A 13,329-nucleotide genomic window follows, 5' to 3' on the forward strand; every position below is an offset into this window, starting at 1 on the left:
ACGTCTTATCCGGCCTACGTTTTGTTGTAGGCCAGGTAAAACGTCAGCCGCCATCCGGCAATATAAATTACAACCGCCCCTGCCCCTTCAGCCACTCACGGACCAGGAACAGCGCGCTGACGTTTCGCGCTTCACTGAAATCCGGTTCTTCCAGCAGATCCATTAAATGCGTCAGCGGCCAGCGCACCTGCGGCAGCGGTTCCGGCTCGTCGCCTTCCAGTGATTCAGGATAGAGGTCTTCCGCTATCACAATGTTCATTTTGCTGGAAAAATAGGACGGCGCCATGCTGAGCTTTTTGAGGAACGTCAGATCGTTCGCACCAAACCCAACTTCTTCTTTCAGTTCCCGGTTCGCCGCTTCAAAAACGGTTTCGCCAGGGTCGATCAACCCTTTGGAGAACCCCAGCTCATAAGACTCCGTGCCCACGGCATATTCACGAATCAGAATCAGGTGATCGTCTACGATCGGCACAATCATTACCGCTTCACGAGTGGACGGACGCATACGCTCATAGACGCGGCGCACGCCGTTGCTGAATTCGAGATCCACACTTTCGACGTTAAACAGCCGGGATTTCGCGACAGTTTCAACTTTCAAAATGGTGGGTTTTTGTAATGATTTGCTCATCGTGAGAATCTATGCAGTGAAATCTGGTGCCATTGTGCGATATACAGCACGGTTTCGGCAATGTGAATTGCCGTTTATTTACATTTATGTAACGTAGCAAAAATTAATTCCCATTTAAAATTAAAAGTCAATAGGTTGAAATAACTCCAGGAATTTGCTGATATTCCGCTTTTGGTGGGTTTGCTATGATCCGCGTTCACTGGGATGCGCGTAAAAATGCTCAAGTTCAACTCCACGCTTGCCGATAGCCAACCACAGCATCACATTTATTCGACAGGGTGCGACTGACCACGCCTGACAGACTTAGTAAGATGGGGAAAGCATGAGCACCATTTTGATTTTCTTAGCTGCTTTGCTGGCCTGCTCTCTACTGGCAGGATGGCTACTCAGAGTAAGAGCCAGGCGGCAGAATCTGCCCTGGATCAGCGCCTTTTCAGACGCCGCGACGCGCAAGCTAACGCCGGAAGAGCGCAGTGCGGTTGAAAACTATCTCGACAACCTCAGTCAGATTCAGCAGGTGCCGGGGCCGACAGGCGCCAGCACCGCTCCCGTGTCGTTAACGCTGAATGCCCAGAGTAATAACGTCATTATTCTGACCCATTCCATTACGCGTTACGGCATTACGACCGACGATCCCAATAAATGGCGATATTACCTTGATTCCGTTGAGGTTCATTTGCCGCCGTTCTGGGAACAGTACATCAATGACGAAAATAACGTTGAGCTGATCCATACCGATACGCTTCCTTTGGTCATCTCGCTTAACGGCCACACGTTGCAGGAGTACATGCAGGAGACGCGCGGCTATGCGCTACAGCATACCTCCTCCACCCAGGCGTCGATTCGTGGCGAAGAGAGCGAGCAAATTGAACTGCTGAACATTCGTCAGGAAACTCACGAAGAGTATGCGCTCAGCCGCCCCGCGGGGCTGCGCGAAGCATCGCTGATTGTGGCCTCATTCCTGCTGTTCTTCTGTTGTTTAATTACGCCGGATGTCTTCGTGCCGTGGATTGCGGGCGGCGCAATTCTGCTGCTCGCCGCAGGTCTCTGGGGGCTGTTCGCTCCGCCATCTAAAACCTCGCTGCGGGAGATTCACTGCCTGCGGGGAACCCCGCGTCGCTGGGGGCTGTTTGGCGAAAACGATCAGGAGCAGATCAACAATATTTCGCTGGGGATTATTGACCTGATTTACCCTGCCCACTGGCAACCCTATATCGCACAGGATCTCGGGCAGCAAACGGATATTGATATCTATCTGGATCGCCACGTCGCGCGGCAAGGGCGTTTTCTCTCCCTGCATGACGAGGTGAAAAATTTCCCGTTGCAACACTGGCTGCGTAGCGCCGTTATTGCGGGCGGATCGCTGCTGGTGCTGTTTATGCTGCTCTTTTGGATCCCGCTGGATATGCCGATCAAATTCACTTTGTCGTGGATGAAAGGCGCGCAAACCATTGAGGCCACCAGCGTTAAACAGCTCCACGACGCCGGAGTTCGCGTGGGCGATACGCTGCATCTGAGCGGCAAAGGCATGTGTAATATCCATCAGTCTGGTAGCTGGACTGCGCAGCCGAACTCCCCTTTTATGCCGTTTGATTGCTCGCAAATCATCTGGAATGACGCGCGGACGCTGCCGCTGCCCGAGTCCGATCTCGTCAACAAAGCCACGGCGCTGACCCAGGCCATCAACCGCCAGCTGCACCCGAAGCCGGAAGATGACTCCCGCGTTAGCGCGTCGCTACGTTCGGCGATTCAAAAGTCCGGGATGGTATTGCTGGATGATTTCGGCGACATCGTATTAAAGACCGCCGATCTGTGCGCCGCCGAAGACGAATGCGTGCGCCTGAAAAACGCGCTGGTGAACCTCGGCAACAGCAAAAACTGGGCCGCGCTGGTCAAACGCGCGAATGCGGGCAAACTTGACGGCGTGAACGTTCTGCTGCGCCCTGTCAGCGCGGAGTCGCTCGATAACCTGGTGACGACCTCAACCGCGCCGTTTATCTCCCGTGAAACCGCGCGCGCCGCACAGGCGCTTAACAGCCCCGCGCCGGGCGGCTTCCTGATTATCAGCGATGAAGGCAGCGATCTGGTTGATCAGCCGTGGCCGTCGATGTCCCTGTACGATTACCCCGCGCAGGAACAGTGGGGCGCATTCCAGCGCCTGGCGCAGATGTTAATGCAAACGCCGTTTAGCGCCGAAGGGATCGTCACCCGTGTCTACACCGACGCCAACGGCACGCAGCACATCGGCCTGCACCGCATCCCGGATCGTTCCGGTTTATGGCGCTACCTTGGCACGACGTTGCTGATGCTCACCATGCTGGGCTGCGCCGCTTACAACGGTATTCAGGCGTTCAGACGTTATCAGCGTAACCGCACCCGTATGGCGGAAATTCAGGAATATTATGAAAACTGCCTGAATCCAAAGCTGATCGCCTCCCCGGAAAGCCTCATCTGACAGCTCACGGTATGCTACCCTGTAGCGCATATCCGGCAAAAGCCGCCAGGATTTGGCGGCAATCTCATCTGGAGAATTCCCATGCATATTGATATTGCCTGGCAGGACGTCGATACCGTTTTGCTGGACATGGACGGCACGCTGCTCGATCTGGCATTCGATAACTATTTCTGGCAGAAACTGGTGCCGGAAACCTATGGCGCACAGCAGGGAATCACTGCACAGGAAGCCCAGGACTATATTCGCCAGCAGTATCATGCCGTGCAGCATACGCTAAACTGGTACTGTCTTGATTACTGGAGCGAGCGGCTGGGTCTGGACATTTGCGCCATGACGACGGCACAGGGGCCGCGCGCCGTGCTGCGCGAAGATACCGTGCCGTTTCTGGATGCGTTAAAAGCCCGCGGTAAACGCCGCATTCTGCTGACCAACGCGCACCCGCATAACCTGGCGGTGAAGCTGGAACATACCGGTCTGGCATCACACCTTGATTTATTACTTTCCACCCACACATTTGGTTATCCCAAAGAGGATCAGCGGTTATGGCACGCAGTGGCTGAAGAAACGGGAATAAGCGCAGAGAAAACGCTGTTTATCGACGACAGCGAACCGATTCTCGACGCCGCCGCCCAATTCGGCATTCGTTACTGCCTCGGCGTGACCAATCCCGACTCCGGCATTGCGGAAAAGCAGTATGCACGCCATCCGTCGTTGAATGATTACCGCCGACTGATCCCCTCACTGATGTGAAGGAGACGCCATGAAAGAAAAGCCCTCTGTTGAGGTCCGACTGGATAAATGGCTGTGGGCCGCACGCTTTTATAAAACCCGTGCATTGGCCCGCGAAATGGTTGAAGGCGGTAAGGTGCACTATAACGGGCAGCGCAGCAAGCCGGGCAAGATTGTCGAGCTGAATGCGACGCTGACCCTGCGCCAGGGCAACGACGAGCGGACGGTAATCATTAAAGGCATTACCGAGCAGCGCCGTCCGGCAAGCGAAGCCGTTACGCTGTATGAAGAAACAGCGGAGAGCGTGGAAAAACGCGAAAAAATGGCGCAGGCACGCAAACTTAACGCATTAACCATGCCGCACCCGGACAGGCGACCGGATAAAAAAGAGCGCCGCGACCTGTTACGATTTAAACACGGCGACAGTGAGTGACTGTCACCCGCAAGAGAGATGATTATGCCGCAACATGACCAATTACATCGTTATCTGTTTGAAAACTTTGCCGTACGCGGCGAACTGGTGACCGTATCGGAAACCCTGCAACAGATCCTCGAAAACCACGCCTATCCGCAGCCGGTAAAAACCGTGCTGGCCGAACTGCTGGTCGCCACCAGCCTGCTGACCGCCACGCTGAAATTTGCCGGTGACATTACCGTGCAGCTACAGGGCGACGGCCCGCTGAGCCTGGCGGTGATCAACGGCAATAACAACCAGCAGATGCGCGGCGTCGCTCGCGTACAGGGCGAAGTGCCGGAAAACGCGGATCTGAAAACGCTGGTGGGCAACGGCTATCTGGTGATCACCATTACACCGGAAGAAGGCGAGCGTTATCAGGGCGTGGTCGGTCTGGAAGGCGACACGCTGGCGGCGTGCCTGGAAGATTACTTCCTGCGTTCCGAACAGCTGCCGACACGCCTGTTCATCCGCACTGGCGAGGTGGAAGGCAAACCGGCGGCGGGCGGAATGCTGCTACAGGTAATGCCCGCGCAGAACGCGCAGGCAGACGACTTCGATCACCTGGCGACGCTGACCGGAACCATCAAAACCGAAGAGTTGCTGACCCTTCCGGCTAACGATGTGTTGTGGCGTTTGTACCATGAAGAAGAAGTCACGCTCTACGACCCGCAGGACGTTGAGTTCAAGTGTACCTGTTCTCGTGAACGCTGTGCGGGCGCGCTGAAAACGCTGCCGGATGAAGAAGTGGACAGCATCCTGGCGGAAGAAGGCGAGATCGATATGCACTGCGATTACTGCGGCAGCCACTATCTGTTCAACGCGATGGACATTGCGGAAATCCGCAACAACGCCTCCCCTGCCGACCCGCAGGTGCATTAATCACCGGTGAAAGGCCTGATGGCGAATCGCTCATCAGGCTTACTCATTTACAGGTCGGATAAGACGCATCCGCGTCGTCATCCGGCCTGCTCCGCAAAATTCCGCACTTTTTGTTCATTTTTTCCTTCGTGGTGAATCGATATTTTATATGTAAGGGTTTCGTAAATTTCTTACATGAATGCGATTACACTCACAACATTCCCGCAGAATACACTCATTTTTAACGTTTTAAGAACATTTTCCACAACAAAAAAGGGTTCTCTGCCATAATAAGCGCCGCTTCGTGACAGGAGTCACAGCGTTTTCGGTCAATCGTGATTTTGTCCAGATACGTAAATCTATGAGCCTCGTCGCGGTTAACAAACCCTAAAAAACCCTACAATTTCAGGTAATACATATTGGCTAAGGAGTAGTGACATGCGCGTTAACAGCTTAACCCCGCAAGATCTCAAGGCTTATGGTATCAATGACGTTCAGGATATCGTTTACAACCCCAGCTACGACCTGCTGTACCAGGAGGAACTTGATCCTACTCTGGAAGGTTACGAGCGCGGCGTATTAACGAATCTGGGCGCCGTTGCCGTTGATACTGGTATCTTTACCGGACGTTCGCCGAAGGATAAATACATTGTCCGTGACGACACCACGCGTGACACGCTCTGGTGGTCCGACAAAGGCAAAGGCAAGAACGACAACAAACCGCTGTCCCAGGAAACCTGGCAGCACCTGAAAGGGCTGGTAACTCAGCAACTCTCCGGCAAACGCCTGTTCATCGTTGACGCCTTCTGCGGCGCTAACGCGGACACCCGTCTCTCCGTTCGCTTCATCACGGAAGTCGCCTGGCAGGCGCATTTTGTCAAAAACATGTTCATCCGTCCTGCGGACGAAGAACTGGTGGATTTCAAACCAGACTTTATCGTGATGAACGGCGCGAAATGCACCAACCCGCAGTGGAAGGAACAGGGGCTGAACTCTGAAAACTTCGTGGCCTTCAACCTGACTGAACGCATTCAGTTAATTGGCGGCACCTGGTACGGCGGCGAAATGAAAAAAGGGATGTTCTCCGTCATGAACTACCTGCTGCCGCTGAAAGGCATTGCCTCCATGCACTGCTCCGCCAACGTGGGTGAGAAAGGCGACGTCGCGGTCTTCTTCGGGCTTTCCGGCACCGGGAAAACCACCCTCTCCACCGACCCGAAACGCCGTCTGATCGGCGATGACGAACACGGCTGGGATGACGACGGCGTGTTTAACTTTGAAGGCGGCTGCTACGCGAAAACCATCAAGCTGTCTAAAGAAGCCGAACCGGAAATCTACAACGCTATCCGTCGCGATGCGCTGCTGGAAAACGTCACCGTTCGCGAAGATGGCTCCATCGATTTCGACGATGGTTCCAAAACCGAGAACACCCGCGTCTCCTACCCGATTTATCATATCGATAACATCGTTAAGCCGGTATCAAAAGCGGGCCATGCAACCAAAGTCATCTTCCTGACTGCCGACGCTTTCGGCGTGCTGCCGCCGGTTTCTCGCCTGACGGCTGACCAGACGCAGTACCACTTCCTGTCTGGCTTTACCGCTAAACTGGCCGGTACTGAGCGCGGCGTTACCGAACCGACGCCAACCTTCTCTGCCTGCTTCGGCGCGGCGTTCCTGTCGCTGCACCCGACGCAGTACGCTGAAGTGCTGGTCAAACGCATGCAGGCATCCGGCGCACAGGCGTATCTGGTAAACACCGGCTGGAACGGCACGGGCAAACGTATCTCCATCAAAGATACGCGCGCGATTATCGACGCCATCCTGAACGGCTCTCTGGATAATGCGGAAACCTTTAATCTGCCGATGTTTGACCTGGCGATCCCGACCGAGCTGCCGGGCGTAGAGACACGTATTCTTGACCCGCGTAACACCTACGCGTCACCGGAACAGTGGCAGGAAAAAGCCACCGCGCTGGCGAAACTGTTTGTCGAGAATTTCGAGAAATACACCGATACCCCAGCCGGTGAAGCGCTGGTCAGCGCCGGGCCGAAGCTGTAAAGAAACACGCCGGATGGCGGCTGCGCCTTATCCGGCCTACGGAGCATACGCTGTTGTAGGCCCGGTAAGCGTAGCGCCACCGGGCGCAATGCCGGATGGCGGCTGCGCCTTATCTGGCCTACGGAGCATACGTTGTTGTAGGCCCGGTAAGCGTAGCGCCACCGGGCGCAATGCCGGATGGCGGCTGCGCCTTATCCGGCCTACGGAGCATACGTTATTGTAGGCCCGGTAAGCGTAGCGCCACCGGGCGCTGAGAAACGAAAAGGGAGGCATTTCGCCTCCCTTTCTTATGCGTCTTTCGTCGAACCCGGCACGCGAGCGACCGGAATCGGCAGCCAGGCGCGAATAGAAAGCCCACCGCGCTCGCTGGAGCCAATCTCCAGCATACCGTTATGGTTATCCACAATACGCTGCACAATCGCCAGACCCAACCCGGTGCCGCTGGTGCTGCGCGCGCTGTCGCCACGCACAAACGGCTGGAACAGGTGCTTACGCTGTTCCGGCTTAATGCCCGGCCCATCGTCTTCAACCTGGAACCAGGCGCGATGCGGTTCCGTACCACTGCTGACCTTGATCCAGCCATTGCCATAACGGGCGGCGTTGACCACCATATTGGCGATCGCGCGTTTAATCGACAACGGATGCATTTTCACCTGAATACTGCCCGGTTGCAGCGCGGTATCAATTTCCCGCTCGTAGCCGCTTTCCGCTGCAATAACCTCACCCAACACGGCATTCAGATCGGCCATCTCCATCGGCATTTCCTGACCGGTACGCAGGTAATCGATGAATTGTTCGATAATGGCGTTGCACTCTTCGATGTCCTTATTAATGGACTCCGCGAGATAGCCGTCCTCTTCACCCATCATTTCGGTAGCCAGGCGGATACGCGTCAACGGTGTGCGCAAATCGTGGCTCACGCCCGCCATCAGCAAGGTACGGTCATCAGCCAGTTGCTTCACGCCCGCCGCCATATGGTTGAAGGCGCGGGTCACAGAGCGCACCTCCGACGCGCCATACTCGCGCAGCGGCGGCGGAATCATGCCTTTCCCCACCTGCAACGCAGCATGTTCAAGATCGACCAGCGGTCGGTTCTGGATACGAATAAACAACCATGCGCCGCCTATCGCCAGCAGCATAATCGCCAGCGTATAGCGGAACAGCGGGGAGAAATCGCCCTGATGGATTTCCGTCAGCGGCACGCGCACCCAGATATTGGGCGACAGCCAGGTTTTCAGCCAGACCACCGGCGAGCTTTTGTTGACCTCAACGCGCACTTCCGTCGGGCCGCCCAGCTGCTGCGCCATCTGATGGCTTAAGAATTCATAGTGTTGCGCCCAACGCAGCCCGGCCTCTTCGGCAGCCTCGTTGGAATAGAGAGAAATTCCCAGCTCACGATAGATTTCCCGGCGGAACGCAGGCGGCACCACCAGTTGCGTGCCGTCCTCCAGTTGCAGCTTATCGGTCATCAGCATACGAACTTCGTAGGCCAGAACCTTATTAAACTGCTGGAGGCTCGGCAGAATCGCAAAGTTCAGCACCACCAGATAAGTCGTCACCAGGCTGACGAACAGCAAGGTGACGATGAGCAGTAGCGTGCGGGCAAATGAACTTCGCGGTGAGAAGCGCATTCGCCTCATGCTTTAGAACCGTCCGGTACAAAAACGTAGCCCAGGCCCCAGACGGTCTGAATGTAACGTGGATGCGCCGGATCTTCTTCCACCATGCGGCGCAGACGGGAGATCTGCACGTCGATGGAGCGTTCCATCGCAGAGTATTCACGACCACGCGCCAGGTTCATCAGCTTATCGCGGGAGAGCGGTTCGCGCGGGTGGCTGACCAGCGCTTTCAGTACCGCAAATTCACCGCTGGTGAGCGGCATCGGTTCGTCTTCGCGGAACATTTCGCGGGTGCCGAGGTTCAGCTTGAACTTACCGAAGGCGATTACCGCTTCTTCCTGCGAAGGCGCGCCCGGCAGTTCGTTCGCCTGACGGCGCAGCACAGCGCGAATACGCGCCAGCAGTTCACGCGGGTTGAATGGCTTCGGAATGTAGTCGTCGGCACCGATCTCCAGACCCACAATGCGGTCCACTTCTTCACCCTTCGCCGTCACCATGATGATCGGCATAGGGTTGCTCTGGCTGCGCAGACGGCGGCAAATTGACAGGCCATCTTCGCCAGGCAGCATGAGGTCCAGTACCATAAGATGGAAGGACTCACGGGTCAGCAGACGATCCATTTGCTCGGCGTTTGCCACGCTTCGAACCTGGAAGCCCTGCTCGGTCAGATAACGTTCCAGTAGCGCGCGCAGGCGCATATCGTCATCCACCACCAGAATCTTATAATTCTCTTGCATTGTTTTACTCCCAAAGGTTCGCAACAATTGAATGTGTGTATTCTTAAAAAAGCTTACGTTCGTCACCAGCGAATTCTGGTATAAATTCCAGGCTAAATTGTTACAAAGCATATTTAACAGCAGCTTAAGTATACAATTAATCTTGCGACACATTATTTATTCTGCTGCGGCGATCACGTAATACGTATTGTGCGCATCGCCAAATAGTCAAAGGTAAATCAACGAGATGAAAACGCCCCTGATTACCCGGGAAGGGTACGAAAAACTCAAACACGAGCTGAATTATCTCTGGCGGGAAGAGCGCCCGGAAGTCACCAAAAAAGTGACCTGGGCTGCGAGTCTTGGGGACCGCAGCGAAAATGCCGACTATCAGTATAATAAAAAGCGCCTGCGTGAGATCGACCGTCGTGTTCGTTATCTGACCAAATGCATGGAAAACCTGAAAATCGTCGATTATTCCCCGCAGCAGGAAGGCAAAGTGTTCTTCGGCGCGTGGGTGGAGATCGAAAACGATGAGGGCGATATCCGCCGCTTTCGCATCGTCGGCTACGATGAAATTTTCGGTCGTAAGGACTACATCTCCATCGACTCGCCTATGGCGCGGGCGTTGCTGAAAAAAGAAGTGGGCGATCTCGCGGTAGTACACACGCCCGCCGGCGAGGCCAGCTGGTACGTTAATGAGATCGAATACGTAAAATAGCGCCGGAACAATCTGAAGCCCCCGCTGATGACTGGCAATTTTGCCAGTCAATCCGTATAACTATCCCCTGATTTTTTACTCAGATGAAACTAAATCCATGATGAATGATTCTTTCTGCCGCATTATCGCGGGTGAAATTCAGGCACGTGCCGAACAGGTAGACGCTGCCGTTCGCCTGCTTGACGAAGGGAACACCGTGCCGTTTATCGCACGTTATCGTAAGGAGATCACCGGCGGGCTGGATGACACGCAGTTGCGTAATCTGGAGACCCGTCTGGGATATCTACGTGAACTGGAAGACAGACGTCAGGCCATTCTCAAGTCCATTTCCGAGCAAGGCAAGCTGACCGATGAGCTGGCTAACGCCATCAACGGCACGTTAAGTAAGACCGAACTCGAAGACCTCTACCTGCCCTACAAACCCAAGCGTCGCACACGCGGGCAAATCGCCATCGAAGCCGGACTTGAACCGCTGGCTGACCTGCTGTGGTCAGATCCCTCCCACACCCCGGAAACGGAAGCGGCAAAATACATCGACGCTGACAACGGCGTGGCGGATGCCAAAGCAGCCCTTGATGGCGCACGCTATATCCTGATGGAGCGTTTTGCCGAAGACGCAGCGCTGCTGGCGAAAGTGCGCGATTATCTGTGGAAGAACGCCCACCTGGTCGCGACCGTCGTAAGCGGCAAAGAGGAGGAAGGGGCGAAATTCCGAGATTACTTCGATCATCACGAACCAATCGCCACCGTCCCTTCACACCGTGCGCTGGCGATGTTCCGTGGCCGCAACGAAGGCGTGCTGCAACTGTCGCTGAATGCCGACCCGCAATTCGATGAGCCGCCCAAAGAGAGCCACTGCGAGCAGATCATCCAGGATCACCTCGGCCTGCGTCTGAACAACGCTCCGGCGGATAGCTGGCGCAAAGGCGTGGTGAGCTGGACATGGCGTATAAAAGTCCTGATGCATCTCGAAACCGAACTGATGGGCACCGTGCGTGAACGCGCGGAAGATGAAGCCATTAACGTCTTTGCCCGCAACCTCCACGATCTGCTGATGGCGGCGCCTGCTGGCCTGCGCGCGACTATGGGTCTCGATCCGGGTCTGCGTACCGGCGTGAAGGTCGCTGTAGTGGACGGCACCGGTAAACTGGTCGCCACCGACACCATTTATCCACATACCGGTCAGGCAGCTAAAGCTGCGGTGGCGGTTGCCGCGCTGTGCGAAAAACACAACGTTGAGCTGGTGGCGATTGGTAACGGCACGGCATCGCGCGAAACCGAGCGCTTCTTCCTCGACGTGCAGAAACAGTTCCCGAAAGTGACGGCGCAGAAAGTGATCGTCAGCGAAGCCGGAGCATCGGTGTATTCCGCTTCCGAGCTGGCGGCGCTGGAGTTCCCGGATCTGGACGTTTCGCTGCGCGGCGCAGTCTCTATCGCCCGTCGTCTGCAAGACCCGCTGGCGGAGCTGGTGAAAATCGATCCGAAATCCATCGGCGTCGGCCAGTATCAGCACGACGTCAGCCAGACCCAGCTTGCCCGTAAGCTGGATGCCGTTGTGGAAGACTGCGTAAACGCCGTCGGCGTCGATCTCAATACCGCGTCCGTACCGTTGCTGACCCGCGTGGCAGGCTTAACGCGCATGATGGCGCAGAATATCGTCGCCTGGCGTGATGAAAACGGTCAGTTCCAGAACCGCCAGCAGTTGCTGAAAGTGAGCCGTCTGGGGCCGAAAGCCTTTGAACAGTGCGCGGGCTTCCTGCGCATCAACCACGGCGATAACCCGCTGGATGCCTCTACCGTTCACCCGGAAGCCTACCCGGTGGTCGAGCGTATTCTTGCCGCCACCCAACAGGCGCTGAAAGCGCTGATGGGCAACAGCAGCGAGCTACGCAATTTGAAAGCGGTGGATTTCACCGACGACAAATTCGGCGTGCCAACCGTTACCGACATCATCAAAGAGCTGGAAAAACCGGGCCGCGACCCGCGTCCAGAGTTCAAAACCGCGCAGTTTGCTGATGGCGTAGAAACCATGAACGATCTGCAACCGGGCATGATTCTGGAAGGCGCCGTAACCAACGTCACCAACTTTGGCGCGTTTGTGGATATCGGCGTACATCAGGACGGTCTGGTGCACATCTCTTCCCTGTCGAATAAGTTCGTCGAAGATCCACACACCGTGGTGAAAGCGGGCGACATCGTGAAGGTGAAAGTGCTGGAGGTTGACCTGCAACGTAAGCGCATCGCGCTGACCATGCGTCTGGACGAGCAGCCGGGTGAAACCAACGCCCGTCGCGGCGGCGGCAACGATCGCGCCCAGGGCAACCGCCCGGCGGCAAAAGCGGCGAAGCCGCGTGGTCGTGATGCGCAGCCTGCGGGCAACAGCGCCATGATGGACGCGCTGGCGGCCGCAATGGGTAAAAAACGCTAATCAAGCCTTATGCTTGTAGGCCGGATGAGGTATCTATACCGCCATCCGGCCGTTATATTTGAAATTAACAATTAAATCTTACGAATTAAATTGCTTAATTCATTACCCGCCTGTTGCCAGCACTGGCAATTATCAATTCATTAACAGATGAAACCTTAATTAAACATTAGCAACGCTGAATAATGTTTAAATCAACACGTTCTTTTTAAGACGAATAAATGTTGAGCCATGTCAAAACTGACTCAATTTATTATCTATTTCTACATTCCGTCACATTTTAATCATTGATGATAAAAACCATTCTCATTATCATTGTCTTGTTGATTATTTAATCTTTCTTTCGTTGGCTAATCATCTGGTCTTATGCCGCCTTCTGAGCGCGCATGAGGTATACGTCCAGTTAGCGAGAAACAAGTAGGCCCCCTATGCAATTCATTCCAGACACGGCGTGGAAAATTACCGGTTTTTCCCATGAAATCAGCCCGGCATATCGTCAGAAACTGCTTTCACTCGGCATGTTGCCAGGTTCTTCATTTAACGTAGTGCGCGTCGCCCCATTAGGCGATCCTATTCATATCGAAACTCGCCGCGTGAGCCTGGTATTACGTAAGAAAGATCTGGCGTTATTAGAAGTGGAAGCGGTTTCCTGTTAATTCGGTG

The 13,329-nt window shown here is 55.1% G+C and carries 11 protein-coding genes; 8 read left to right on the forward strand and 3 right to left on the reverse strand.

The genetic code is table 11. The features are described 5' to 3' along the window. Nucleotides 1-67 precede the first annotated feature (67 nt). Nucleotides 68-628, reverse strand: a complete 561-nt coding sequence (gene nudE, locus OGX81_RS12930) for an ADP compounds hydrolase NudE (RefSeq protein ID WP_012135506.1) — start codon at nucleotides 626-628, stop codon at nucleotides 68-70. 322 nt (nucleotides 629-950) lie between these two features. Here nudE and igaA point away from each other — a divergent pair, with 322 nt between their 5' ends. From igaA to pckA, 5 genes are all read left to right on the forward strand, one after another. Beyond that, nucleotides 951-3,083 (forward strand): intracellular growth attenuator protein IgaA, encoded by a 2,133-nt coding sequence (gene igaA / locus OGX81_RS12935; RefSeq protein ID WP_049012024.1) that lies wholly within the window; start codon nucleotides 951-953, stop codon nucleotides 3,081-3,083. A gap of 81 nt (nucleotides 3,084-3,164) precedes the next feature. Then, a complete protein-coding gene (yrfG, locus tag OGX81_RS12940) occupies nucleotides 3,165-3,833 on the forward strand; it encodes a GMP/IMP nucleotidase (protein WP_012135508.1) in 669 nt (222 codons plus the stop codon). A 10-nt stretch (nucleotides 3,834-3,843) separates the two neighbouring features. Beyond that, nucleotides 3,844-4,245 carry a ribosome-associated heat shock protein Hsp15 gene (gene hslR, locus OGX81_RS12945; protein ID WP_049012025.1) on the forward strand — a complete coding sequence of 134 codons (402 nt, stop codon included), beginning with the start codon at nucleotides 3,844-3,846 and terminating at the stop codon, nucleotides 4,243-4,245. Between the two features lie 24 nt (nucleotides 4,246-4,269). After that, on the forward strand, nucleotides 4,270-5,148 hold the full coding sequence (hslO, locus tag OGX81_RS12950) for an Hsp33 family molecular chaperone HslO (RefSeq protein ID WP_024131015.1): 879 nt from the start codon (nucleotides 4,270-4,272) through the stop codon (nucleotides 5,146-5,148). Between the two features lie 417 nt (nucleotides 5,149-5,565). Beyond that, nucleotides 5,566-7,185, forward strand: a complete 1,620-nt coding sequence (pckA, locus tag OGX81_RS12955) for a phosphoenolpyruvate carboxykinase (ATP) (protein ID WP_012135511.1) — start codon at nucleotides 5,566-5,568, stop codon at nucleotides 7,183-7,185. A gap of 287 nt (nucleotides 7,186-7,472) precedes the next feature. On the opposite strand, the gene envZ is transcribed toward pckA, so the two are convergent. Together envZ and ompR are read right to left on the reverse strand one after the other, a co-directional pair. Next, nucleotides 7,473-8,825, reverse strand: coding sequence for a two-component system sensor histidine kinase EnvZ (gene envZ, locus OGX81_RS12960; protein ID WP_012135512.1), 1,353 nt, complete (start codon nucleotides 8,823-8,825; stop codon nucleotides 7,473-7,475). Next, a complete protein-coding gene (ompR, locus tag OGX81_RS12965; RefSeq protein WP_001157751.1) occupies nucleotides 8,822-9,541 on the reverse strand; it encodes an osmolarity response regulator transcription factor OmpR in 720 nt (239 codons plus the stop codon). Before ompR ends, envZ begins: the two co-directional genes overlap by 4 nt. 226 nt (nucleotides 9,542-9,767) lie before the next feature. Between ompR and greB the strand changes: the two genes are divergently transcribed. The 3 genes from greB to feoA all read left to right on the forward strand — a co-directional run bounded on the left by greB (nucleotide 9,768) and on the right by feoA (nucleotide 13,322). Then, complete coding sequence (greB, locus tag OGX81_RS12970) at nucleotides 9,768-10,241, forward strand: transcription elongation factor GreB (RefSeq protein WP_012135514.1); 474 nt, start codon at nucleotides 9,768-9,770, stop codon at nucleotides 10,239-10,241. A gap of 97 nt (nucleotides 10,242-10,338) precedes the next feature. Beyond that, a complete protein-coding gene (locus OGX81_RS12975) occupies nucleotides 10,339-12,669 on the forward strand; it encodes a Tex family protein (protein WP_110123645.1) in 2,331 nt (776 codons plus the stop codon). Between the two features lie 425 nt (nucleotides 12,670-13,094). Continuing rightward, entirely contained in the window at nucleotides 13,095-13,322 is a 228-nt protein-coding gene (gene feoA / locus OGX81_RS12980) for a ferrous iron transporter A (RefSeq protein WP_012135516.1), read from the forward strand. Nucleotides 13,323-13,329: the final 7 nt, after the last annotated feature.

This window comes from Citrobacter sp. CK206 (assembly GCF_030333125.1).
Lineage (GTDB): Bacteria > Pseudomonadota > Gammaproteobacteria > Enterobacterales > Enterobacteriaceae > Citrobacter_B > Citrobacter_B koseri.